The sequence below is a fragment of the Caballeronia mineralivorans PML1(12) genome, from assembly GCF_001028175.1.
In the GTDB taxonomy this organism is placed as follows: domain Bacteria; phylum Pseudomonadota; class Gammaproteobacteria; order Burkholderiales; family Burkholderiaceae; genus Caballeronia; species Caballeronia mineralivorans.
The window spans coordinates 1-23,398 of record NZ_AEJF01000255.1; the positions used below are offsets into that span (position 1 = coordinate 1).

17 protein-coding genes are annotated in these 23,398 nt (G+C 60.6%); 7 read left to right on the forward strand and 10 right to left on the reverse strand.

What is annotated here, in order from left to right:
• From EOS_RS48875 to EOS_RS41375, 3 genes are all read left to right on the forward strand, one after another.
• The coding region (locus EOS_RS48875) for a collagen-like triple helix repeat-containing protein (RefSeq protein ID WP_047898034.1) at positions 1–1,405 on the forward strand (1,405 nt) is incomplete at its 5' end.
• A 480-nt stretch (positions 1,406–1,885) separates the two neighbouring features.
• A complete protein-coding gene (locus tag EOS_RS41370; protein ID WP_047898035.1) occupies positions 1,886–3,586 on the forward strand; it encodes a ShlB/FhaC/HecB family hemolysin secretion/activation protein in 1,701 nt (566 codons plus the stop codon).
• A gap of 199 nt (positions 3,587–3,785) precedes the next feature.
• Entirely contained in the window at positions 3,786–4,259 is a 474-nt protein-coding gene (locus tag EOS_RS41375) for a DUF2147 domain-containing protein (RefSeq protein ID WP_047898036.1), read from the forward strand.
• Between the two features lie 112 nt (positions 4,260–4,371).
• Here EOS_RS41375 and EOS_RS46810 read toward each other — a convergent pair whose 3' ends face one another.
• The 7 genes from EOS_RS46810 to typA form a co-directional block, all read right to left on the reverse strand.
• Positions 4,372–4,629, reverse strand: coding sequence for a hypothetical protein (locus EOS_RS46810; protein WP_152693271.1), 258 nt, complete (start codon positions 4,627–4,629; stop codon positions 4,372–4,374).
• Positions 4,630–4,656: 27 nt separating this feature from the next.
• Positions 4,657–4,767 (reverse strand): transposase, encoded by a 111-nt coding sequence (locus EOS_RS49490; RefSeq protein WP_407639228.1) that lies wholly within the window; start codon positions 4,765–4,767, stop codon positions 4,657–4,659.
• Positions 4,768–5,060: 293 nt separating this feature from the next.
• Positions 5,061–6,158: a cell division protein ZapE gene (gene zapE / locus EOS_RS41385; protein WP_047898038.1), complete on the reverse strand. Its 1,098-nt coding sequence runs from the start codon at positions 6,156–6,158 to the stop codon at positions 5,061–5,063.
• 128 nt (positions 6,159–6,286) lie between these two features.
• Complete coding sequence (lpdA, locus tag EOS_RS41390; protein ID WP_047898039.1) at positions 6,287–7,717, reverse strand: dihydrolipoyl dehydrogenase; 1,431 nt, start codon at positions 7,715–7,717, stop codon at positions 6,287–6,289.
• A gap of 107 nt (positions 7,718–7,824) precedes the next feature.
• Positions 7,825–9,120, reverse strand: coding sequence for a 2-oxoglutarate dehydrogenase complex dihydrolipoyllysine-residue succinyltransferase (odhB, locus tag EOS_RS41395; RefSeq protein ID WP_047898040.1), 1,296 nt, complete (start codon positions 9,118–9,120; stop codon positions 7,825–7,827).
• Positions 9,121–9,346: 226 nt separating this feature from the next.
• A complete protein-coding gene (locus EOS_RS41400; RefSeq protein WP_047898041.1) occupies positions 9,347–12,205 on the reverse strand; it encodes a 2-oxoglutarate dehydrogenase E1 component in 2,859 nt (952 codons plus the stop codon).
• Positions 12,206–12,519: 314 nt separating this feature from the next.
• Entirely contained in the window at positions 12,520–14,346 is a 1,827-nt protein-coding gene (gene typA, locus EOS_RS41405) for a translational GTPase TypA (protein WP_047898042.1), read from the reverse strand.
• Positions 14,347–14,719: 373 nt separating this feature from the next.
• Between typA and EOS_RS41410 the strand changes: the two genes are divergently transcribed.
• The 4 genes from EOS_RS41410 to EOS_RS41425 all read left to right on the forward strand — a co-directional run bounded on the left by EOS_RS41410 (position 14,720) and on the right by EOS_RS41425 (position 19,795).
• Positions 14,720–15,241 carry a MarR family winged helix-turn-helix transcriptional regulator gene (locus EOS_RS41410; protein WP_047898043.1) on the forward strand — a complete coding sequence of 174 codons (522 nt, stop codon included), beginning with the start codon at positions 14,720–14,722 and terminating at the stop codon, positions 15,239–15,241.
• Between the two features lie 132 nt (positions 15,242–15,373).
• Positions 15,374–16,906 (forward strand): efflux transporter outer membrane subunit, encoded by a 1,533-nt coding sequence (locus tag EOS_RS41415; protein ID WP_047898044.1) that lies wholly within the window; start codon positions 15,374–15,376, stop codon positions 16,904–16,906.
• A 42-nt stretch (positions 16,907–16,948) separates the two neighbouring features.
• Entirely contained in the window at positions 16,949–18,205 is a 1,257-nt protein-coding gene (locus EOS_RS41420; protein ID WP_047898045.1) for an HlyD family secretion protein, read from the forward strand.
• 30 nt (positions 18,206–18,235) lie between these two features.
• Positions 18,236–19,795, forward strand: a complete 1,560-nt coding sequence (locus EOS_RS41425) for a DHA2 family efflux MFS transporter permease subunit (protein WP_047898046.1) — start codon at positions 18,236–18,238, stop codon at positions 19,793–19,795.
• A gap of 74 nt (positions 19,796–19,869) precedes the next feature.
• Here EOS_RS41425 and truB read toward each other — a convergent pair whose 3' ends face one another.
• The 3 genes from truB to infB all read right to left on the reverse strand — a co-directional run.
• The gene (truB, locus tag EOS_RS41430) at positions 19,870–20,799 is read right to left on the reverse strand and encodes a tRNA pseudouridine(55) synthase TruB (RefSeq protein ID WP_047898047.1); all 930 of its coding nucleotides are present in this window, start codon (positions 20,797–20,799) and stop codon (positions 19,870–19,872) included.
• Positions 20,800–20,802: 3 nt separating this feature from the next.
• Entirely contained in the window at positions 20,803–21,213 is a 411-nt protein-coding gene (gene rbfA / locus EOS_RS41435) for a 30S ribosome-binding factor RbfA (RefSeq protein WP_047898048.1), read from the reverse strand.
• Between the two features lie 120 nt (positions 21,214–21,333).
• A partial coding sequence (gene infB / locus EOS_RS41440) for a translation initiation factor IF-2 (RefSeq protein ID WP_047898049.1) occupies positions 21,334–23,398 on the reverse strand: 2,065 nt, incomplete at its 5' end.

Sequence of the window (23,398 nt, forward strand, 5' to 3'; positions counted from 1 at the left end):
GGGCGGTGGCGGATCGGGCGGAGGGACGGTTATCGGCAGCGGCAGCGGCGGTAGCACGGGTGGCGGCACGGGTGGCGGCACGGGCGGTGGAACAGGTGGCGGTACGGGTGGTGGAACAGGCGGCGGCACGCCCGTCACGACCCCGGTTGCAGCCGTAGCCGGTGGAGCCGGCAACGTTGTATCGGCAGTGGGCGATGCGGTGACGGACGTAGGCACGGTCGTTGGCAACGCAACGATTCCCGGCGTCAGCGCCAGCACGACACAGGCAGCAGGTGGTGTCGTCTCGCATCTCGGCGGCGCCGTGGATGCACTTGGCAACGGCGTCTCGCAAGGCCTCGGCCAGATTGGTTCGAGCGCCAACCCGGTGGGCACGACGCTCGCCAGCACCGGTAACGTGGTGCAGCAAGCAGGTGCTGCTGTCAGCAGTGCCGGCGATCTCGTGACGAGCGTCGGCACCGGTCCGCTCTCCCCGCTCGCACCCGTGACGACACCTTTGGGCAAGGTGGTAAGCACGCTCGGCGATGCCGTCACGCAAACTGGCGGTGCCCTCGGCACGACGCTCTCAACAGGCGCGGTCAGCCAGATCACACAACAGCTCAGCACGGCGATCACGCCGATCACGGCGCTGGCTGGATCGCTGACGCAGACCGTCGGCTCTGCAACAGGCCTTGGCGCACCGGTCAATAACCTGCTCACCACGCTTGGCAACGTGCTGGACTCGGGCGGTCACACGCTGGCATCGACGGGTAACAATCCTCTTGCGACGGGTCTGGGCGGCGTCGTGTCCGCTACGGCAACCACGCTCGCGTCGGCCGGTGGTCTTATGAACGGCACACCGGGCACGAACCCTCTCTCGCCGATCAACGGCATTCTCTCTGGCCTGACCGGTGGCGTGGGCGGCACGGGCAGTGCGGGTGGCCCGCTCGCTCCGGTCGCAGGTCTTGTCAATGGCTTGACGAGCGCTGTGGGCGGCGCGGGCAAAACACCGGGCCCCGGTCCTGTCACGCCGGTCACAGGCCTGCTTGGCGGCTTGACGAACACAGTGGGCACCATCGCCACCGGCGTGGTGACGCCTGTGGCTGGCGTAGTGGGCGGTGCCACAGCCGCCCTGACCGGCGCAACATCCGGCGCGGGCGCGGGTGCGAGTGCGGCGAACCCGGTGGGTGCGGTGGCAGGGCTGCTCACCTCGGTTACCGGCGCGCTGGGTGTGGGTGCAGCCGTAGGCGCGGGGACCACGACGACGAAATCGCAGTCGACTAGCGCAACGACAACCACCTCTGGCGTAGGCGTCGGAGTAGGTCTGTCGAGCACCACCGGAAACGGCGCAGGCAGCAGCTCGCCGGGCAACCCGCTGGGCGGCGTCACAACGTTGCTGGGTGGCCTGCTCGGTGCGCATAACAAGTGATAAGAAGCCGCCTCGAGGCGATTGCCTGGTGCGATGACTCGAGGCTGTCGGGTCCGTGAGCCGAACCGCCCCAGGTTCCGGTTCACGGTTTGAAGCTCCCTTTCGTTATGTCCTCGCGACGAGGAGGGTTGGGTCCACGAACCCCTCAACGATTCCTATCAGTGTCCAGTAACACCTCGTCTTTCCCGGCGCCGCTCGCGGCGCCGGTTTCACATCCGGCCAGACATCACTGCGATATGGACAAACTCCCGACACGGGAACGCAGCAAGCACAACCAACAAAAAACGCTGTAACAAACGGGAATAGAAGCGAATAAATTGGAGTAAAAGCAAAGGTTAGGGCCGCAAAGAGCCGTAATACACAGGTAAGAAATAGAAGAAGCATCAGCATCAAACGATGACGAACGCAGCAGGACCTCGGGTCATCCCGGACACGGCCTGCTCCGCAGTTCGCACGAAAAAAGCCAACGAGGGCCGTACCGTGAATATCAAGGAATGGAAATGGACGCTGCTGCTCGCGGCGGTGGCGGCGCATGCCGCCGAAGCGCAGACCAGCGGGCAGGTCGCGCGGCCGGCAGTGGCGGGCAATCCACTCGACGCATTGCCGCAAGTGAACGCGCCGCAAAAACCGCCGGCCGTTACCGTTGATATCCAGCCGCAGACCCCGCACATTCAAGAGTTGCTTGCGCGTCATTTGACGCCGCAAAAGATCGAGGTGGAAGGCGTAAAAGCCATTCCCTTCGATGAAGTCGCGCAACGTTTCACGCCGCTCGTGGGCAAGGATGTCACTATCGGCGAATTGATGGAGACGGCGAACAGCGTGACCGCGCTCTACAAGGAACGCGGTTATGCGCTCTCCTTCGCCTTCGTGCCCGCGCAGACCTTCGAAAACGGCGTGGTGCGCATCACGGTGGTGGAAGGTTATGTAGCGGAGATCAAGCTCAAGGGCGATCCCGGTGCTGCTGAAAAGCGCATCCGTGCCGTCGCCGACCGGATTCGCGCCGACCGGCCGTTACGGCAAGACACCTTCGAACGTTACGTCAACGTGCTTGGCCTCACTCCTGGCGTGAAGATCGCGGCGACCGTCGCGCCGCCGCAGACCACTGACGGCGCGACCACACTCGATCTCGATGTCGAGCGCAAGCCATTCAATTTCGCGACGGGTATCGACCTGAATCATCCAGGCGTGCAAGGCATTGTGAGCGCGACGGAAAACGGCATGCTTGGCGAGGGCGAGACACTGGGTGCCTCGGCATTATTGCCCAAAGGCCGCAACGACCAAACCTATTTCGCGGTCAACGGCGCGTTGCCGATCGGCACCGACGGTTTCACCGCCAAGGTTGATGCTTCGCATTACTATGGACATCCTGTCGATAATCCCGGCCTGCCCTCGTACGTCGAGCGCACGGTGATCAACGACAAAGCAGGCCTGTCCGCGTCGTATCCGTTCGTATTGAGCAACACGCGCAGCCTGATCGGCACGGTGGGCGCGTACGCTTCGCACGACGAAGACCGCTTCAAGAACACCATCACGGGCGCGCAACTTGGCCAGCGTTCGCAGGTCCGTGTGACGACGTTGCAACTCGACTACACCGGCGTCGATACGGGAACCGTGCGGCGTGCCAGCGCGAACGTGGCGAAGGCGTTTAATGTGCTTGGGGCATCGAAGTCGGCGGACACCAACATTCCCGGCGTTGTCACGACGAATCCTGCATCGCTCACCTTCGTGCGCACCGGCGCGAGCGTCTCGCAGAGCAACGAATGGCCGTTCAAGATCGGCACGACGATAGCCGCGACCGGCCAATACAGCGCGGACTCGCTGCCGACGTCAGAGCAGATCGCGTTTGGCGGACAACGCTTCGCGCTCGGTTATCAGCCGGGAGAAGTATCGGGCGATTCGGGCTGGGCCGCATCGGCGGAAATCAACCGGCCGTTTGCGATCGGCCTTGCGTTCTTGAAGACGTTCACACCGTACGTGTCCGTCGATACCGCCCACACCTACCTTCATGGCGGCGCTAAACCTACCCGGCTCGCATCGATAGGCGTAGGCTTTCGGATTTCCGATGCTAAGTACTACAGTCTGGATTTATCGCTGGCGAAACCTGTCGGCGATGCACCGGTCGAAGGGAATAGCTCGCGCAGCCCGCGCGTGAACGCGACATTTTCATACCAGTTCAATTAAAGGAAGCGTTGGTTCCGCTCGCGCCACCTGGAGCGCGAACGCCCCCTTCTAGAGGAAGTCCTATAAAACGCGCTCGACGCTTTGACGTATTCTGTGCAGCGAGCGACGAGCCGATGCCCAAGGCGGTTAAACCCGTCGGCCCGGCAAGAACAAAAACCACGATATAACATCAAGAGACGTTTTACCTCAAGGAGGAAGCATGACGGGTCTCACCCACCATATACATCGACATTTCGGACGCATCCTGCTTGCCGGCGCACTGCTCGCCTGCGCAGCGACAACAATGGCGCAAGCTTCATCGCCCACAGGACTCTGGCAAACCATCGACGACAAGACCGGTCAGCCCAAGGCCGTCGTGCAGATCGTCCAGGACCCCGACGGCACGCTCAGCGGCAAGATCCTCACCGGTCTCGGCAACAACGACGATCCGAACCGCCGCTGCACCGCCTGCACCGATGCACGCAAGGATCAGCCAATGAAAGGCATGACGATCATCAACGGCATGAAAGCCGATGGCGACGGATGGGAAGGCGGCCAGATCCTCGATCCCGAGAACGGCAAGATCTACAAGTGCAAGATGCATCTCGACGACGGCGGACAGAAACTCGTGGTGCGCGGGTATATCGGCGTGTCGCTGCTCGGACGCTCGCAAACCTGGATCCGACAGCAGTAAGGGTCCCGGCTTCGTTGCTCTCGAACGAAGCTGTGATGCAAAACAAAACCCGGCTGCAGACTTGAAGTCTTCAGCCGGGGTTTTTGTGCGCGGACTATCTTGCGCCCAGGTATTACGCCGCGTGACGCGCGCCATCGTTCACGTGTTCGACCGGCGCGACCGGAGTAAGCGGAACCAGCGGCACGAGCACTGTTCGTGCATCGCCCCTCACGCTGGTAGAACGCGTGGGATCGATGCCTATCGCATGTCCGGCATGTCCGGCATGTCCGGCATGTTCGCCACAACCCTCCGGCAACTCGGTTGGCACCCGCATGCGCGAGCTCATCAACGCGTACAAACCTTCACTCGTCAAACCGAACAATTGCTGCATCACACGCGCCAGCACGCCGGATTCATCTCATGCCTTAAAGCGCTCGTGACACGTCTGATACGAGGGATATTTGCGCGGCAAGGTCGACCATGAAGCACCGCTGTACATCACCCAGAGCACGCCGTTGAGCCACGGCACGGGTGTTGGCAAGCGGGCCGTCCGCGCAACTCGGAACGGGGACGCAGCTCAGGCAGCAACGGCACCACCATTTGCCATTCTTCGTCGGACATATCGCGTTAAGGCTTCATGATTTTCTCCAATCACAGGTAAGTGATTAGAAGATACCGGTCCGCCCGACACCCCGGTATCAGGACACGCCGGTATCAGACATGTCCGAATCTTGAAATACGGCTCAGCGCCTGACAATAGTAAGCTCACATCGAAATTATGAGTCTCGCATTGTCAACTCGCCCAATCGGCCAGCGCTCTCGTCAGGTCAGCGATGTATCTACCAGCCGACGCTCCGACTCCAGATATTCCTTCGACTGCATCTCCGTGATCCGCGATACCGTGCGCGTGAATTCATTGGCCATCGGACCTTCCACGTACAGCTCTTCAGCAGGAACCGCCGCCGACATCAGCAGCTTCACCTTGTGGTCGTAGAACACGTCGATCAGCCACGTAAAGCGGCGCGCCTCCGATGCATTGCGCGGCGACATCTTCGGTACCTCGGAGAGAATCACCGCGTGAAAGCGGCTCGCCAGTTCAAGGTAATCGTTCTGCGAACGCGGACCGCCGCAGAGCGTAGCGAAGTCGAACCAGACCACGCCATCGGCTTTGCGCAACGCCTTCAGCTCGCGCTTCTCAATGCGCAGGATCGGGCTTTCGTCCGGCACCGCGGCGAGCTTCGCGAAGTCGGCACGCAGGGCCTTGTCGGCGGCGGCGCCCAAGGGCGTGTGGTATGCGGTCACTTGAGAAAGTGTCCGCTTGCGATAATCCGTACCGGCGTCGACATTGATCACATCAAGTTTCGACTTGATCAGCTCAATAGCGGGCAGCAGCCGGTCCCGATGCAAACCATCCGGATACAACAGGTCAGGGTCGTAGTTGGACGTCATCACGAATTGCACACCCGCCCCAAACAACCGGTCGAGCAGGCGATAAAGAATCATCGCGTCGGCGATATCGGAGACGTGAAACTCGTCGAAACAGATCAACCGGTAGCGCTTCGCGATGCGCCGCGCGAGCTCATCGAGTGGATCAGCCGTGCCCTTCAACTCCTCCAGCTCGCGATGCACCTCGCGCATGAACTCGTGGAAATGCAAACGCGTCTTGCGCTGCACCGGCACCACCGCGAAGAAGCTGTCCATCAGGAAGCTCTTGCCCCGGCCTACACCGCCCCACATGTAGATGCCTCGCGGCAACTCGGGGTGCACGATCAGCTTCTTGAATGCATTCGAGCGACGTGCCTTATAAGCGACCCATTCGTCGTAGCAGCGCTGCAAACGTTCCACCGCCGCGAGTTGTGCGGCATCCGACTGATAACCCCGCGTCTGCAGTTCGTGTTCGTAGTATTCGGTGACGTTCATGGTGCGAGGGCTTGACCGCCCTGGAGATGGGCTAAAGAGGCTAAAGACCGTGGATAAAACAAAGGCGAGCGGGAAAACTCCCGCCCGCCTTCGTTCTGCCGCTCAAACGATGCTGCGTGGTGCTACGTTCACATATTGAGCGCGCGTTTGTCGACGGCGAGCGCGGCTTCGCGCATCACTTCCGACAACGACGGGTGCGGATGGCAGATCCGGCCGATATCTTCCGATGCTGCCTTGAACTCCATCGCCACCACGGCTTCGGCGATCAGATCCGACGCGTTCGCCGCGATGATGTGGCAGCCGAGCAGTTCGTCGGTCTTCGCGTCGGCGATCATCTTCACGAAGCCGTCCGCCTTGCCAATGCCCAGCGCGCGGCCGTTCGCCATCATCGGGAACTGGCCAGTCTTGATCTCGCGGCCTTCAGCCTTGAGCTGCTGCTCCGTCTTGCCGACCCACGCAATTTCCGGTTCGGTGTAGATCACCCAAGGAATGCAGTTGTAGTCGATATGCGGCTTCTGGCCATCGATGATCTCGGCCACCAGCACGCCTTCGTCTTCCGCCTTGTGCGCGAGCATCGGGCCACGCACCACGTCGCCGATTGCGTACACGTTCGCCACGCTCGTCGCGCAATGGTCGTCGACGGGAACAAAACCGCGTTCGTCCGTCTTCAGGCCGATGGCTTCCAGACCGAGGTTATCCGTATTCGGCACGCGTCCGATCGACACGATCAGGCGGTCAGCGTCGAGCGTCTGCGCGTTGCCGTCCTTGTCCGTGTAAGCCACCGAAACGCTCGAATCCGTCGTCTTCACTTCGCCGATCTTCACGCCGAGATGAATGTCCAGACCCTGCTTCTTGAACTGCTTCGCCGCTTCCTTCGCGAGCGACTCGTCGCATGCGCCGAGGAACGCGGGCAACGCTTCGAGCACCGTCACGTCTGCACCCAGGCGACGCCACACCGAACCCAGTTCCAGACCGATCACGCCCGCGCCGATCACGGCGAGCTTCTTCGGCACGGCGTCGAACGACAGCGCGCCTTCATTGTCCGCAACGAGTCTGTTGTCGACCGGAATGCCCGGCAGATGACGTGCCTTCGATCCGGTCGCGATGATCACGTTTTTCGCCGTCACCGTTTCAGTTTCTGCTTCGCCGCTGACTTCGATCTGCACGCCGGCATCCGTCTTGCCGGTGAACTTGCCATGACCCTTCAGCCACGTGATCTTGTTCTTGCGGAACAGGAACTCGATGCCCTTCGTCATCTTCTCGACAATGCCTTCCTTGCGGGCAAGCATCTTCGAGAGATCGAGCTTCACATCACCTACGTTGATGCCGTGATCGCCCAGATGGTGCAAAACGTTTTCAAATTCTTCCGACGAAGCCAGCAACGCCTTCGACGGAATACAGCCCACGTTCAGACACGTGCCGCCGAGCTTCAGATTACCGGCCGGGTTCTTCCAGTTTTCAATACACGCAACCGACTTGCCGAGTTGCGCTGCGCGAATCGCCGCGATGTAACCGCCAGGGCCTGCACCGATCACGACGACATCAAATTCTTTGGACATGACTATCCTTCTCTTGTTGGATACATGGCGCGTGCGAGCCTATCGAACGCGCCATGAGTTCCAAATAAGGTTTTACCGCTTGATTTAAAGGCCTAACGCTTAAAGGCTTACAGGTCCAGCAGCAGGCGGGCCGGATCTTCCAGCGCATCCTTCATCGCGACGAGCGACAACACGGCTTCGCGGCCGTCGATGATCCGGTGGTCGTAAGACAGCGCCAGATAGTTCATCGGACGAATCACGATCTGGCCGTTCTCGACCACAGCGCGTTCCTTCGTTGCGTGCACGCCCAGGATTGCGGACTGCGGCGGGTTGATAATCGGCGTGGACAACATAGAACCGAACACACCGCCGTTCGAGATCGAGAACGTGCCGCCGGTCATTTCTTCAATCGACAGCTTGCCGTCGCGCGCTTTCACGCCGTATTCCGCAATCTTCTTCTCGATGTCGGCCAGGCTCAGTTGATCCGCATTGCGAACGATCGGCACCACGAGACCACGCGGCGAACCGACGGCAATACCGATATCGAAGTAACCGTGATAGACGATGTCGTTACCGTCGATAGACGCGTTCACCAGCGGATACTTCTTCAGCGCGTGCACAGCGGCCTTCACGAAGAACGACATGAAGCCGAGCTTCACGCCATGTTCCTTCTCGAACTTGTCCTTGTACTTATTGCGCAGATCCATCACCGGCGCCATGTTCACTTCGTTGAACGTGGTCAGGATGGCGTTGGTTTGCTGCGACTCGAGCAGACGCTCAGCAATACGAGCGCGCAGACGCGACATCGGCACGCGCTGCTCCGGACGATCCTTGAGCCACTGGTCAGCACCCGGCGCCTTCACGTCCGGCAGGGACGGCTTGGCAGCCTTGGCAGGAGCTGCAGCTTTGGCTGCAGGCGCGGAGACGGAAGCGGACACCGCCGGCGCGCCTTGCGTAGCGGCCAGTGCGTCGCCCTTCGTGATGCGGCCATCGCGGCCCGAGCCCGAAACCTGGTCGCTCGAGACGCTCTTCTCGGCCAGGATCTTCGCAGCGGCAGGCGAAGCGGCCGTGTTCGAAGCAACGGCCGTTGCCGGTGCAGCTTCCTGTTGAACTTGCGCAGCCGGTGCCGGCTTCACTTCGGCGGCGCCGGCAGCGGCTGCGGCCGGTGCTTGGCCAGCCTTCGCTTCCGTATCGATCATCGCGATCACTTCTTCCGCGCCGACCACATCGCCGTCATGCTTGATCACTTGCGCGAGCACGCCTGCAGCGGGTGCCGGCACTTCCAGCACGACCTTGTCCGTTTCAATTTCGATGAGGATTTCGTCGATAGCAACTGCTTCGCCCGGCTTCTTCTTCCACGAGAGCATGGTGCCTTCCGACACTGATTCGGAGAGCTGGGGAACCTTAACTTCTACAATAGACATTATGTTTTTTCCTGAATGTATCTGGGTACGACGTGAATCGTCGTCAATTCGTCGTCGTCAATTCGTTATGAATTTCGTTAAGCCCGAGCCGTGTGAACGCTGCGCGCTTCAACCGAAAAGCAAGCGCTGCTTCTGCATTCCACGTTCAAAATCGAAACTCGAATCACAGGACAGCGCGTGAAAAACCGGGGAGCCGCCAAAAGCGGCACTCCCCGGTCACAACCGCTTACTTCGAGATTGTCTGCGCGCCCTTCAGCCGGCCAAACGCGCCTTCGATCAGCGCCTTCAGCTGCTCGTAGTGCTTCGCGTAATAGCCAACTGCCGGGGATGCGGATGCCGGACGGCCGCTGTAAGCGAGCTTCTGTCCTTCACGCATGCCTTCGCGCAGGTGGTGCTCGACGTAGAACCAGGCACCCTGGTTCTGCGGCTCGTCCTGTACCCAGACCACTTCGTTCGCGTTTTCGTATTTCTTGATTTCCGCGTCGAATTGCTTGTGGGCGAACGGATACAACTGCTCGATACGGATGATCGCGACGTCGTTCGCCTTCGCTTCGCGACGATGCGCCACGAGGTCGTAATACACGCGACCCGAGCACACGATCACGCGCTTGACCTTCTTCGGTTCGACCGTGCCATCCACTTCGCCGATGATCGGCTGGAATGAACCCTTCGCCAGCTCCGACAGATCCGACACAGCTTCTTTGTGACGCAGCAGCGACTTCGGCGTAGCGACGATCAGCGGCTTCCTGAACAAGCGGATCATCTGACGGCGCAACAGATGGAAAATCTGCGCGGGCGTGGTCGGCTGGACCACTTGCATGTTGTGATCCGCGCACAATTGCAGGAAGCGTTCGATACGTGCCGACGAGTGCTCCGGACCTTGGCCTTCATAACCGTGCGGCAGGAGCATGGTGAGACCGGAAACACGGCCCCACTTCACTTCGCCCGACGAAATAAACTGGTCGATCACGACTTGCGCGCCGTTCACGAAATCACCGAATTGCGCTTCCCACGCGACCAGCGTGTTCGGCTCCGCCGTCGAATAGCCGTACTCGAAACCGAGCACTGCTTCTTCCGACAACACCGAGTCGATCACGGTGAACTTCGCCTGACCTTCAGCGATGTTCTGCAGCGGAATGTACGTGCCGTCGTTCCAGCGTTCGCGGTTCTGATCGTGCAGCACGGCGTGACGGTGCGTGAACGTGCCACGGCCCGAGTCCTGGCCCGTGAGACGCACGGCATAACCCGACGCCACGAGCGAGGCGTAAGCGAGATGCTCGCCCATGCCCCAGTCGAGCTTCGCTTCGCCGCGGCCCATTGCGCGACGATCGTTGATCACGCGCTCAACCAGCGGATGCACCTTGAAGTTATCGGGAACCGTGGTGATGCGGTCGGCGAGGCGCTTCAGTTCTGCGAGCGGGACGGCCGTATCGGCGGCGTCGGTCCACTTGCGGTTCAGGAACGGCACCCAGTCCACCGCGTACTTGCTCTTGTAGTTCGAGAGCACCGGATCGACCGTGTGATGACCGTCGTCCATGGCCTGGCGATAGGCCTTCACGTAACCGTCAGCGTCTTCTGCCGTGATCACGCCTTGCTGCACCAGCTTTTCAGCGTACAGCGCGCGCGTACCCGGATGTTTCGCAATCGTCTTGTACATCAGCGGCTGCGTGACCGCGGGCGTGTCCTGCTCGTTGTGACCCAACTTGCGGAAACAGATGATGTCGACAACTACGTCCTTGTGGAACTGCATGCGGTAATCGATAGCCAACTGCGTGCACAGCACGACCGCTTCCGGATCGTCACCGTTCACGTGCAGCACCGGCGCTTCGATCATCTTCGCCACGTCCGAGCAATACAGCGTCGAACGCGCATCGCGCGGGTCGGATGTCGTGAAGCCGATCTGGTTGTTGATGACGATATGCAGCGTGCCGTGCGTGCCGTAACCACGCGTTTGCGCGAGGTTCAGCGTTTCCATGACCACGCCCTGACCGGCAAACGCCGCGTCGCCGTGAATCTGGACCGGCAGCACTTGCAGGCCGTCGACGTCGCCGCGACGATCCATCCGCGCCTTCGCCGAGCCTTCAACCACCGGGTTCACGATTTCGAGGTGCGACGGGTTGAACGCGAGCGACAAGTGCACCGGGCCGCCGTCGGTCGACACGTCCGAGGAGAAACCCTTGTGATACTTCACGTCACCGGCGGGCAGGTCATCGACGTGCTTGCCTTCGAATTCGGCGAACAGGTCAGCCGGCATCTTGCCCAGCGTGTTCACCAGCACGTTCAGGCGTCCGCGGTGAGCCATGCCGATGATGATTTCCTGCACGCCGGCCGCGCCCGCGTGGCGCACGACTTCGTCCATCGACGCGATGAAGCTCTCGCCGCCTTCCAGCGAAAAGCGCTTCTGGCCAACATATTTCGTATGCAAGAAACGCTCGAGCCCTTCGGCTGCCGTCAGGCGCTGAAGAACGTGCTTTTTCTTGTCGGGGGAGAAATTCGGGGTGGAGCGAATCGATTCGAGCTTCTCTTTCCACCAGCGTTTCTGTTCCGGATCGCTGATGTACATGAACTCGGCGCCGATCGTGCCGCAGTACGTGTCACGCAATGCCTTCACGATCTCACGCAGCGACGCCTGCTCGAAGCCGAAATACAGGTTCTGTGCATGGAACATCTGATCCATGTCGGCTTCAGTGAAGTCGTAGAACGCGGGTTCGAGCTCAGGAATGGCCGGGCGCTCGCGGCGCTTCAGCGGATCGAGATTGGCCCATTGCGAGCCGAGAAAACGGTAGGCGCCAATCAGCGACTGGACATAGACCTGCTTGCGAGCGGTCGCCAGATCACCAGTGCTCTCGCGCGGCACGAAGCCGTTCGATTTCGCGCGTTGCGCAAACGATTCGACGATCGGGCCGTGGGCCACGTCGTTGTGATTCGTCCCATCCGATGCAGGCACGTTCTGCAACGCATCGAAATAGGTACGCCAGGTCTCGGGCACTGACGCGGGATTATCGAGATATGCCTCGTACTGTTCTTCAACATACGGGGCATTACCGCCGAACAAATAAGAGTTCAGCTGGGAATTCTTCATCATTTTTACGCTCACCTTTCTTCGAGTTTCTCGAGAAATAGCGGGTTACTCAACCTTCCGCAACACGGCCTGACCGTTTAGCGGATTGCGCGAATCAAGTCTGCTTGGAAGGACCTAAAACTGACCTAAAACTGGCAATACTTTCTCTAGCATAGCACAGATCAATAGGTCGACGCGCGGATGGTCGCAGCCGGGATGCTTATCCAGCGGGCTTTCGAGGACCTTTCGCGAATAAGGGACGCATGAAATCCGCAGGCGCCGGCGCAATAAAAAAGCCGCCCAAAGGCGGCTTTTCCGATACGCGGACTCGCGTGAATTTAGTCCACTGCGCCCTTGCGGCTGGCGCTGCGGCGCTCGTGTTCCTTCAGGTAACGCTTGCGCAGACGGATGGATTGCGGGGTGACTTCGACCAGTTCGTCGTCGTCGATGAATTCAACCGCGTATTCCAGCGACATCTGGATGGGCGGTACGAGGCGCACCGCTTCGTCCGTTCCCGACGAACGCACGTTGGTCAACTGCTTGCCCTTGATCGGGTTGACGACCAGGTCGTTGTCACGGCTGTGAATGCCGATGATCATGCCTTCGTACAGCGCGTCGCCCGGCGACACGAACATGCGGCCGCGATCCTGCAGCTTCCACAGCGCGTAGGCGACAGCTGCGCCGTCGTCCTGCGAAATCAGCACGCCATTGCGACGCTCGCCCACACCGCCTTCCTTCACCGGCTGATACGAATCAAACGTGTGGCTCATCAAACCCGTGCCGCGCGTGAGCGTCAGGAATTCCGACTGGAAGCCGATCAGGCCACGCGCCGAAATACGATACTCAAGACGCGTACGGCCGCGGCCGTCCGAGGCCATGTCGAGCATTTCGCCCTTGCGGCGGCCCAGCTCTTCCATCACGCCACCCTGGTTTGCATCTTCCATGTCGACGGTCAGGTTTTCGTACGGCTCGTGCTTCACGCCGTCGACTTCGGTCATCACCACACGCGGACGCGACACGGCGAGTTCGTAGCCTTCACGACGCATGTTTTCTACAAGAATGGTCAGGTGCAGTTCGCCGCGGCCCATCACTTCGAACGTGGTTTCGTCGCCGGTTTCATTCACGCGCAACGCCACGTTGTGGTTCAGTTCCTTGAACAGGCGGTCGCGGATCTGACGGCTCGTGACGAACTTGCCTTCGCGGCCAGCCAGCGGCGACGAGTTCACCAGGAAGTTCATAGTCAGCGTGGGTTCGTCCACGGTGATCATGGGCAGTGCTTCCGGGGTGTCCACGGCGCAAATGGTCACGCCAATGCCAATTTCCTCGATACCGTTGATCAGTACGATGTCGCCGGCTTCGGCCTCTTCGACCTGCACGCGCTCCAGGCCCTTGAACGACAGAACCTGGTTGATCTTGCGGTTCAGGACCGCGCCGTCAGGACCCGAACGCACGGCGACAGCCATGCCCGGCTTGATGCGCCCGCGTGTGATGCGGCCAATGCCGATACGGCCGACGTACGACGAAAAATCGAGCGACGTGATCTGCAACTGCAACGGCGCTTCCGGATCAGCCGGGCGAACCGGAACGTGTTCCAGCACGGCGTCGAACAGCGGACGCATGTCGCCTGAGCGCACGTCCTGCGTCAAGCCGGCATAACCGTTCAGGCCCGAGGCGTAGACGATCGGGAAATCGAGTTGTTCTTCGGTGGCGCCCAGCTTGTCGAACAGGTCGAAAGTCTGGTTGATCACCCAGTCGATCCGCGCGCCCGGCCGGTCAACCTTGTTGATCACCACAATAGGCTTGAGTCCCAGCGCGAGCGCCTTCTTCGTCACGAAGCGCGTTTGCGGCATCGGACCTTCAACGGCGTCCACCAGCAGCAACACGGAGTCCACCATCGACAGCACACGCTCCACTTCACCGCCGAAATCGGCGTGTCCGGGGGTGTCGACGATGTTGATGTGCGTGCCTTCGTACTCGACCGCGCAGTTCTTCGAAAGGATCGTAATGCCACGTTCCTTTTCGATGTCGTTCGAATCCATCACGCGCTCGACCACCTGCTGGTTCTCTCGGAACGTGGCCGTCTGGCGGAGCAATTGGTCGACGAGCGTAGTCTTGCCGTGGTCGACGTGGGCGATGATGGCGATATTGCGGAGGGCGCGAGTCATAGGAGGCTGAGGAGCTTGTACATACAGTTGAGCGCCGTGGGTGCAAGCAGCAGGCCGTGGAATCAGCTCAAAAGGAAACGTCCACGCCCCCCGCACTCGGCGCAATGGGAACCCGAGAGTGTAACACGCCGACGTGTCCACTTCCTCCCCATCGTGCAATAGGACATAACCCGGAAGCGCTTTTCCATTTCAAGACAGCCGAAAAACGCCGTCAATGCCTGCCTTCACGGCTCAGCGGGTCTTGTGCCAATCCCAAAATAACAACACCGACGTAAGTACACAGCGAATTAAGAGGACTCTTAAAGTACTTGCCGGGTCAACGATGCGATTCTATAATGTTGCATAGTCAATTATTGCAAGCGCACGAGTATCCATGAGCGACACCCCTCGGCCGGTTCCTGAAATTTCAAACTACGAACTCAGCGAAAGCGTCGGTTATCTGCTTAGCCGCGTGCGCTCGACCTTGTGGAACCTGGTCACGCAACACACCATGACCGACCTCGGCATTACCAGTACGCAGGCCAGCATCATGTTCATGCTGGCGAGCGGCCGGGCTCTTGCCGCCGCCGATCTCGCCCGCGAATACGGGATCGACGCCAGCGCCGTTACCCGCCTGATCGACCGCCTGGAAAAGCGCGGACTCATAACACGCCTGCGTAGCGAGGAAGACCGCCGAGTCGTCCGGCTGGCGCTGACCGACGAAGGCCACGTGCTCGCCGGGCAGATTCCAGCTATTTTTACGAAGGTACTGGACAAGCTGCTCAGCGGTTTTACGCCTGAAGAAGTAGGCTTCCTAAAAAGCATGCTGCGTCGAATTCTGCTCAACTCAGGCGACCCGGCATGCGCAGCGCTGCTGGGAATGCAGGATAAATCTGCCTCTAAATCCTCTTATTGATGTCACGCCGCGCGCTTCGAATCAATGCCCGGAGAACAACGGCGCACCCCGTTGCGTGTACACCGTTGAAATAAAAATGAAAGAAATTAGTTGCAGCGTCCATCTTTACATCCAATATCAAAGAGCCGAGCGATGAAACTCTTTTATTCGTCTGCGCCCGCGCCCATCGCTGCGCGAAGCGTCCTGGCCGCTGCCGTGGCGGCGTTCGCCCTTGCAGGTTGTGCGAACTACGCCGGTATCAAAAGCGACAAGCAAATCGCCCAGCCGCAAAACGACGCTCTGCAAGCGACGCAAAGCGTGCCGTCGCAAGGCGGCCAGTGGCCGTCGCTCGACTGGGCCAAGCAGTTCGGCGATCCGCAATTGCCACAACTGATCGACGAAGCGCTGGCCGGCAGTCCGTCGATTGCCCAGGCGCAAGCGCGGATTGCGAAGGCGTCGTCGTATATCGAGTCGTCGCGCTCCGCTCTTTATCCGAAGGTGAACGGCTCGTATTCATGGTCGCGCGAACTGTTTTCTGGCAACGCGCTCTACCCGCCTCCTTACGGCGGAACCTGGTATAGCGAAAACAATGCGCTCGTGAGCGCGTCGTGGGATCTCGACCTGTGGGGCAAGAATCGCGCACGGCTGAATCAAGCAGTGTCGCAGCAAAAGGCCGCCGAGGCCGACATGCAGCAAGCGCGCATCACGCTGGCCGCGTCCGTTGCGCAGACCTACAACCAGCTCGCCCTGCTCTACGCGCTGCGCGACGTTGCCCAGCGCGAGATCGCGAACCGGGTGGACATCGGACGCATCACGAACGGTCGTGTGCTCGCGGGGCTCGACACCAACGTGGAAAGCCGCACCGCCGAAGGCAATATCGCGACGAGCCAGACGAACCTGTCCGAACTCGACGGCCAGATCACGACCACGCGTTATCAGCTTGGCGCACTACTTGGTCAAGGCCCGGATCGTGGCCTGAAGATCGCAACGCCGGTGCTGAATACAAAGATCGAGGTCACGCTGCCGGACAACGTGCCCGCGGATCTGGTCTCGCGCCGCCCGGATATCGTCGCGGCCCGCTGGCAAGTAGAAGCGGCAACGTCGAACATCAAGGAAGCGAAAGCCGAGTTTTTCCCTGACATCAATTTATCGGCTGCCGCAGGTTTCGACGCATTCGGCTGGGGCCGCTTTCTCACCGCGGGCAGCCGTCAGTTCACCGCGGGACCGGCCGTGCATTTGCCGATCTTCGATGCCGGTGCGTTGCGCGCGCAGCTGAAAGGCCGTTACGCGGACTTCGACCTGGACGTGGCGAACTACAACCAGACCTTGATCAGTGCACTGAACGACGTGGCAACGCAGATTGCATCGATCCGTTCAGTGGATCAGCAAACCAGCGATGCCGCCCGCGCCCTCGATGCTTCGACGAAGGCCTATCAGCTTGCCGTGATCCGCTACAAGGCCGGTTTGTCGCAGCAATTGCAGGTGCTCACCGCCGATCAGAACCGGCTGGCGAACGAGCAGACCGTGACGAATCTGCGCATGAAGCGCCGCGACCTGCAACTCGGTCTCATCAAGGCGCTGGGCGGAGGGTTCGACGCCGCCGACATGAACCTGGCCATCGACGCACAGACATCGAAGAGCGCACCGTCGCAGACCGCATCGGCCGCGCCCAAGCTAGCCAACTGAATCGACTAGCAGCAACCCAAGACAGAGAATACGGAGCCATTCATGAGCGACCCACAACAAAACGCCGCAGCCGCGCAGGCAGCTAAAACCAACAACCCCAAGCGCCGGGTGCTGATGAGCCTGATCGTGCTGGTCGTGATCATCGCGGCTATCGCTTACGGGCTGTATTACTTCCTGATCGCGCGTTTCCACGAAAGCACGGATGACGCTTACGTGAACGGCAACATCGTGCAAATCACGCCGCAAGTGGTCGGCACGGTGATCTCGGTGAATGCCGACGACACGCAAACCGTGAAAATGGGAGACCCGCTCGTCGTGCTCGATCCCGCCGACTCCAAGGTCGCGCTCGATCAGGCCGAAGCGAATCTCGCGCAAACGGTGCGCCAGGTCCGCACGCTGTTCGTCAACGACAACCAGTTCGCGGCGCAAGTCGCGCTGCGCCAGTCGGATCTCTCGCGTGCCCAAGACGATTTGCGCCGCCGCATGACGGTGGCGCAAACGGGCGCGGTCTCGGGCGAAGAAATCTCCCACGCCCGCGATGCCGTGCGTGCCGCACAAGCGTCGTTAAACGCCTCGCAACAAGAGCTTCAGTCGAACCGTTCGCTCACCGCGAATACGACCATCGCGAGCCATCCGAACGTGCTCGCCGCCGCCGCGAGGGTCCGCGATTCGTACATCAACTACGCGCGCAACACCATGCCGGCGCCGGTGACGGGTTATGTCGCCAAGCGTTCGGTGCAGGTCGGCCAGCGTGTCTCGCCGGGTAATCCGCTGATGGCGATCGTGCCGCTAAACAGCGTGTGGGTCGACGCGAACTTCAAGGAAGTGCAGCTCACCCATATGCGCATCGGCCAGCCGGTCGAATTGACCGCGGACGTCTACGGTTCAAACGTCGTGTTCCACGGCAAGGTGATCGGCTTCTCGGCAGGCACGGGCTCGGCGTTCTCGCTGCTGCCGGCGCAAAACGCCACCGGCAACTGGATCAAGGTCGTGCAGCGGCTGCCCGTGCGGATCGGGCTCGACCCGCAGGAACTGGAGAAACATCCGCTGCGCATCGGTTTGTCGATGAACGCGGACGTGTCGATCAAGGACGAGAACGGCGGCCAGCTCGCCGCGGCGCCGAACACGGTGTATCAGACCGACGTGTTCGCCAAGTACGGCGATCAGGCCGATGCCGAGATCGCCCGCATTATCGAGGCGAACGAAGGCAGCTCGGGTCCGGGCACGGGCGGCTCGCAGAAGACATCGAAGGAAAACGTGCAGCCTGCGTCGAAGCAAGATTTAGCCAAGCTGATGTAAGCGTTTTTCAAGTTCTATCGGGTTCGTCATATGTCTCAAGCAAACGCCGTTCATCCGCCGCTAGAGGGCGCGAAACTCGTGATCGGAACGATCGCGGTTTCGCTCGCGGTGTTCATGAACGTGCTCGATACGTCGATTGCCAACGTGTCCATTCCGTCGATCTCCGGCGACCTCGGGGTGTCATCGGATCAGGGCACGTGGGTGATTACGTCGTTCGCGGTTGCCAACGCAATCTCGGTGCCGCTGACCGGCTGGCTCACGCAGCGCTTCGGCCAGGTGCGTCTGTTCATGACCTCCATCGTGTTGTTCGTGCTCGCCTCGTGGCTGTGCGGACTTGCGCCCACCTTACCCTTCCTGCTCGCCGCGCGCGTGTTGCAAGGCGCGGTCGCCGGGCCGATGATCCCGCTCTCGCAGACCTTGCTGCTCGCGAGTTACCCCAGAGCGAAGGCGCCAATGGCGCTCTCCATGTGGTCGATGACCACCCTCATCGCACCGGTCGCCGGCCCGATTCTCGGCGGTTGGATCTCCGACAACATCTCGTGGCCGTGGATTTTCTACGTCAATATTCCGGTGGGTATCGTAGCGGCGATCGCCACGTTCGCGATCTTCCGCGAGCGCGATTCGGCGATTCGCAAAGCGCCTATCGATACGGTCGGCTTAAGCCTGCTTGTGATCTGGGTCGGCTCGCTGCAGATCATGCTCGACAAGGGCAAGGATCTGGACTGGTTCAACTCGACCACCATTGTCGTGTTGACGTTGATTGCGGTGATCGCGCTGGCATTCTTCATTGTGTGGGAGCTCACCGAGGAACATCCGGTCGTCGACCTGTCACTCTTCAAGCTGCGCAATTTCACGGGTGGGACGATCGCGCTCGCCATCGGCTATGGGCTGTACTTCGGTAATCTCGTACTGCTGCCGCTATGGTTGCAAACGGATATCGGCTATACCGCTACCGATGCCGGTCTGGTGCTCGCGCCCGTCGGCTTGTTCGCGGTGCTGCTCTCGCCGGTGGTCGGCAAGTTCCTGCCACGCACCGATCCACGCAAGATCGCAACCGCCGCCTTCCTCGTGTTCGCGCTCGTGTTCTGGATGCGCTCGCGCTATACCACAGGCGTCGATACCTTCTCGCTGATGATGCCCACCTTGATTCAGGGCATCGGCATGGCTGGATTTTTCATCCCGCTCGTGTCCATCACGCTGTCCGGGTTGCCGGGAAGCCGGATTCCGGCGGCATCGGGGTTGTCGAACTTCGTGCGGATCATGTGCGGCGGTATCGGGACATCGATTTTTTCGACTGCGTGGGACCGTCGGTCGAATTTTCATCACGCGCAACTGGTGGAACAGGCCAATTTGTATAACCCGAACTTCAATGCTTCCATGCAGCAGTTCGGTGCGGCCGGTTTTAACCAGCCGCAGGGTTACGGACTCTTCAATAGCATGGCAACCCAGCAGGCCGCGCAGTTGGGCGTGAACGATCTGTTCTATATATCGGCGGGAATATTCGTCGCGCTGATCGCGCTCATCTGGATCACGAAGCCCGAGAGATCCGGCGGCGGAGATTCGGCGGCCGCGGCTTCGGCGGCGCATTGAAGCTTGTTTGAATCGCTAATGAAAAACGCCACGGAATTTGCTTCCGTGGCGTTTTTCCTTGGCAAGGCGGATCTTCAAGCCGTCAATACCACCAGCCGCTCCGGCGCCAACACGCCCTCGCCCGCTCGTGCTACGCCGAGCAAACGCTGGTCATCGATGGCATAGACACGCACGCGCACCGCTTGCGCCGGCGCATCGGCAATCTCCGATAACTTCAAGCGCTGGCCTTGCGCGAAACGGCGCGTGGCATCGGCATCGAGATGAACGGCCGGAAACGTCGTCAGCAACGCATCCACTGGTTGCAGCCAGCTGTCACGCTCGGCTTGCGTAGCGTCTGCAAGCGTCTCGAGCGTGATCGCGTGTTCGAGTGTCAACGCGCCCACGCCCGTGCGCCGCAGCGCGACCAGATGTGCGCCACACCCCAGCTTCTCGCCAATATCCTCGGCAAGCGTTCGCACGTACGTCCCTTTGCTGCACGTCACGCGAAACGTCACGTCAGGCAACGCACACGCTATCATCTCAAGCGCATGAATGCTCACGTGGCGGGCTTCTCGCTCGACCGTCTGTCCGGCACGCGCGTATTCGTACAACGGTTTGCCGTCGCGCTTGAGTGCTGAATACATCGGCGGGACTTGCGCAATCTCACCGCGGAAATGGGCCATGGCTGCATGGATCGCGGCTTCGTCGCAAGTGACCTCGCGCGTTTGCAGCGCTTCGCCTTCGGCGTCGCCGGTTGTCGTGCGCACACCCAGGCGCATCGTTGCTTCGTAAGTCTTGTCGGCCTCGAGCAAATCCTGCGAAAACTTCGTCGCTTCGCCGAAGCACAGCGGCAGCAAACCGGTCGCGAGCGGATCGAGCGTGCCCGTATGCCCGGCCTTCTTCGCCAGATAAATTCTTTTAGCGCGAATCAGCGCGTCATTACTGGAAAGACCGAGCGGTTTGTCTAGCAGCAACACGCCATCGAGCAAACGACGCGGAATCTTCGGACGAGCAGAACCGTTCATCGATCAGGCACCCTTCTCGTCGTCTTTTTTGTCTCCTTTGTCTTCTTCTTCGTCGTCCTTCGCGCGCGTCGAATTCGCTTCATCGATCAGCTTCGACATTTCCACTGCACGCACGACCGTCTGGTCGTAGTGGAAATGCAGCGTCGGTACGGTGTGGATATGCAGGCGTTTGAACAGCAGGTTATGCAAATGCCCCGCTGCGTGATTCAGCCCGGCTTCCGTTTCCTTCGGATCGCCGGTCAGCGTCGTGAAATACACCTTCGCGTGCGCGTAGTCGGGCGTCAGTTCGACGCTTTGCATCGTCACCATGCCGATACGTGGATCTTTGACATCGCGCACCAGTTCGGAAAGATCGCGCTGGATCTGATCCGCGATCTGCACGTTGCGATTAGGGGAAGTACGTTTCTTGGCCATGATGTTTCCGTAAATTTGTATGCCGCCGGATGCCGGCTTCGCACGAGCGTTCGCCCAGCAAATAAAAAGGGCGGAGCGGGCGTGAAGCCCACTCCGCCCTCGAGTCCAGCGGTGAATCTTTTATAGCGTACGTGCGACTTCGGTCACTTCGAAGATCTCGAACTGATCGCCTTCCACCATGTCGTTGTAATTCTTCAGCGACATACCGCACTCGAAGCCCTGACGCACTTCCTTCACGTCGTCCTTGAAGCGCTTGAGCGAATCGATTTCGCCCGTGTGAACGACCACGTTGTTGCGCAGCACGCGCACCATCGAATTGCGCTTGACGAAGCCGTCGGTGACCATACAACCCGCGATCGCGCCAATCTTCGGCACACGGATGATCTGGCGCACTTCCACCATACCCGTGACCACTTCGCGCTTCTCCGGCGCCAGCATGCCCGACATGGCCGCTTTCACTTCATCTACAGCGTCATAGATGATGTTGTAGTAGCGAATGTCGATACCGTTCGACTCCGCCACCTTGCGCGCCTGAGCATCGGCACGTGTGTTAAAGCCGATGATGACTGCCTTCGACGCCGTTGCCAGGTTGACGTCCGACTCGCTGATCGCGCCGACCGCGCTGTGCACGATCTGCACGCGGACTTCGGCGGTCGAGAGCTTCTGCAGCGACTGCACCAGCGCTTCCTGCGAACCTTGCACGTCGGCCTTGACGATCAACGGCAGGTTCTGCACGTTGCCCTCTGTCATGGACTCGAGCATGTTTTCGAGCTTGGCGGCTTGCTGCTTGGCCAGCTTGACGTCGCGGAACTTGCCTTGACGGAACAAGGCGATTTCGCGCGCCTTGCGTTCGTCCGGCAGGACCATGACTTCTTCGCCTGCGCCCGGCACTTCCGACAGACCCTGGATCTCGACCGGAATCGACGGACCCGCCGACTTGATCGGCTTGCCGGTTTCGTCGAGCATGGCCCGAACGCGGCCAAAAGCCGTACCCGCCAGCACGATGTCGCCGCGATTCAGCGTACCCGACTGCACCAGGATGGTCGCAACCGGACCCTTACCCTTGTCGAGCTTCGCTTCGATCACAAGACCCTTGGCCGGTGCTTCGATCGGTGCCTTCAGCTCCATCACTTCAGCTTGCAGCGAGACGTTTTCCAGCAGGCTTTCGATACCCAGACCGGTCTTCGCCGACACTTCGACGAACGGCGAATCGCCACCGTATTCTTCCGGCACGACGCCCTCAGCCACGAGTTCCTGCTTCACGCGTTCCGCATTCGCATCCGGCTTGTCGATCTTGTTGATCGCCACGACGATAGGCACGCCGCCCGCCTTCGCGTGAGCGATGGCTTCCTTCGTTTGCGGCATCACGCCGTCGTCCGCCGCGACCACAAGGATCACGATGTCCGTCGCCTTCGCGCCGCGAGCACGCATGGCCGTGAAGGCCTCGTGACCCGGTGTGTCCAGGAACGTGATCACGCCGCGAGGCGTTTCCACGTGATAGGCGCCAATGTGCTGCGTAATCCCGCCCGCTTCGCCAGAAGCCACCTTCGCGCGGCGAATGTAATCGAGCAGCGAGGTCTTGCCGTGGTCGACGTGACCCATGACGGTAACCACCGGCGGACGCGGCAGGCGTTCGCCCACTTCTTCCGTCGTTTCGCCTTCGACCAGCATGGCTTCCGGATCGTCCAGCTTGGCGGCAACCGCGCTGTGACCCAGTTCTTCGACGACGATCATCGCCGTTTCCTGGTCCAGCACCTGGTTGATCGTGACCATCTGGCCCAGCTTCATCATCACCTTGATGACTTCCGAAGCCTTCACCGACATCTTGTGCGCGAGATCCGCCACCGATACCGTTTCCGGCACGTGCACTTCCCGCACCACCGGTTCCGTCGGCGCCTGGAAGTTGGTCTGATCCTGATGTTTGCCACGGCCCTTCGGGCCGCCGCGCCAGCCGCGGTCTACACCGCCGCTGGTGTCGCCACGCGTCTTGATACCGCGACGCTTGGCTGCATCGTCTTGCCAGCTGCTCTTGCCGCCGGCCTTCTTCTTGTCCGGTCCCAACGACGGCGTGGTCGCCGCCGGTGCACCCGCAGCCGGCTTCTTGGCGACCGCCGGACGTGCCGGAGCCGAGCCTTCCGGACGTGCCGGCTTGTGCAGCGTACCCTTGGCTTCCGCAGCCTTCGCG

Coding starts and splice junctions, on each gene's coding strand:
- EOS_RS41375 (WP_047898036.1), top strand. CDS start 3,786: ATGACGGGTCTCACCCACCATATACATCGACATTTCGGACGCATCCTG.
- EOS_RS46810 (WP_152693271.1), bottom strand. CDS start 4,629: ATGCAGCAATTGTTCGGTTTGACGAGTGAAGGTTTGTACGCGTTGATG.
- zapE (WP_047898038.1), bottom strand. CDS start 6,158: ATGAACGTCACCGAATACTACGAACACGAACTGCAGACGCGGGGTTAT.
- lpdA (WP_047898039.1), bottom strand. CDS start 7,717: ATGTCCAAAGAATTTGATGTCGTCGTGATCGGTGCAGGCCCTGGCGGT.
- odhB (WP_047898040.1), bottom strand. CDS start 9,120: ATGTCTATTGTAGAAGTTAAGGTTCCCCAGCTCTCCGAATCAGTGTCG.
- EOS_RS41400 (WP_047898041.1), bottom strand. CDS start 12,205: ATGATGAAGAATTCCCAGCTGAACTCTTATTTGTTCGGCGGTAATGCC.
- typA (WP_047898042.1), bottom strand. CDS start 14,346: ATGACTCGCGCCCTCCGCAATATCGCCATCATCGCCCACGTCGACCAC.
- EOS_RS41410 (WP_047898043.1), top strand. CDS start 14,720: ATGAGCGACACCCCTCGGCCGGTTCCTGAAATTTCAAACTACGAACTC.
- EOS_RS41415 (WP_047898044.1), top strand. CDS start 15,374: ATGAAACTCTTTTATTCGTCTGCGCCCGCGCCCATCGCTGCGCGAAGC.
- EOS_RS41420 (WP_047898045.1), top strand. CDS start 16,949: ATGAGCGACCCACAACAAAACGCCGCAGCCGCGCAGGCAGCTAAAACC.
- EOS_RS41425 (WP_047898046.1), top strand. CDS start 18,236: ATGTCTCAAGCAAACGCCGTTCATCCGCCGCTAGAGGGCGCGAAACTC.
- truB (WP_047898047.1), bottom strand. CDS start 20,799: ATGAACGGTTCTGCTCGTCCGAAGATTCCGCGTCGTTTGCTCGATGGC.
- rbfA (WP_047898048.1), bottom strand. CDS start 21,213: ATGGCCAAGAAACGTACTTCCCCTAATCGCAACGTGCAGATCGCGGAT.